Source organism: Sphingopyxis bauzanensis (assembly GCF_002205675.1).
In the GTDB taxonomy this organism is placed as follows: domain Bacteria; phylum Pseudomonadota; class Alphaproteobacteria; order Sphingomonadales; family Sphingomonadaceae; genus Sphingopyxis; species Sphingopyxis bauzanensis.
In genome coordinates this window covers 1-1,239 of sequence record NZ_NISK01000014.1, presented here as the reverse complement: position 1 = coordinate 1,239, position 1,239 = coordinate 1, and the positions used below count along the sequence as shown (strand labels likewise).

Annotated in this window: 2 pseudogenes and 1 other annotated feature; both pseudogenes read right to left on the bottom strand. The window is 62.2% G+C overall.

Annotation, left to right across the window (positions count from 1 at the left end):
• Window positions 1-127 precede the first annotated feature (127 nt).
• Window positions 128-1,059 (bottom strand): annotated as a pseudogene (locus CDQ92_RS20515) (IS3 family transposase); the annotation flags it as partial.
• Window positions 664-778 (bottom strand) — a sequence feature (AL1L pseudoknot). (Overlaps the previous pseudogene by 115 nt.)
• A gap of 52 nt (window positions 1,060-1,111) precedes the next feature.
• Window positions 1,112-1,239 (bottom strand): annotated as a pseudogene (locus CDQ92_RS20510) (IS3 family transposase); the annotation flags it as partial.

Genomic DNA, 1,239 nt, shown 5'->3' with positions numbered 1-1,239 from the left:
GCGGTTGCCCACGCCCTCAACACTCGGCCGCGCAAAACTCTCGGATGGAAGACACCTGCAGAAGCCCTCGACCAGTTTCTCGTCGGGCAGTATAAAGCCGGTGTTGCGACGACCGGTTGAATCCGCCTTGAACGCCGCGATCGCTGTGATGGATCAGCCCATCTTCCGGACGGGGCCGTCGGACGTGGATCGCTTGTTCCAGAGCATCCAGGACAAAGCTGGCGGTGGGTGCGGTGCTGACTTTCCAGCCAACGATCCGTCGTGCGTATGCGTCGATCACAAAGGCGACATACACAAAGCCCGCCCAGCTATGGACATATGTGAAGTCGACCACCCACAACGCGTTCGGCCGGCTGACGCGGAACTCCCGGTTCACCTTGTCGAGCGGACATGGAGCTTTGGGATTGCTGACGGTCGTCACGCAAGTCTTTCCGCGCCTTACCCCTGCCAAGCCCATGGCGCGCATCAGCCGCTCGATCGTGCATTTGGCTACTGTCGCTCCCTCTCTGCGCATCTGGTGCCAGACCTTGCGCGTGCCATAGAGGCCGGAGCTGTCGTCGTGGACGCGCTTGATCTGCTGCTTGATCTCGTCATCGCGCCGGGCTCGCGCTGACCGTTTGGCAGGGTCAGCAAGCCGGGCCGCATGTTCGTGGTAGGAGGATGGGGCGATTGCCAACTCGCGGCAGATCGGCTCGATACCCAGTTCCTCACGGTGGCTGTCGATGAACGACATCACCATTTGCCGGGGCGGTCGAGCTCCGCCTGCGCAAAATATGCCGACGCCTTGCGCAGGATCTCGTTGGCCCGGCGAAGCTCTTTCACTTCGCGCTCAAGCAGCTTCAACCGATCCTTGTCGCTGGCGGTTTGCGCCGCTGGCCCCGCTCGTCGGCTCGCCTCCTCGCGGCACCAGCGGCGCAGTGTCTCTGCCGTGCAGCCGATCTTGCCTGCAATCGAGGTCATCGCCGCCCATTCCGATCCGCAATCGGCGCGGTGCTCCTCAACCATCCGGACAGCGCGTTCGCGGACCTCAGGTGAAAACTTGTTCGTCGTCTTGCTCATCGTGGCTCCTTCTTCTCACAAGTAGGAGCCTCCGGGAAACCCGGGGCGCTTCACTTTCCATTGGGGCATTATCGTAACAATTGCCCGTGCGGCTCATCGAGGGCGTCGCACCGATCGCGGCCAAGTGGTCGACATAGGCGCCCGCTGCGTATTGCGATCCGCGATCCGAGTGACAGATGA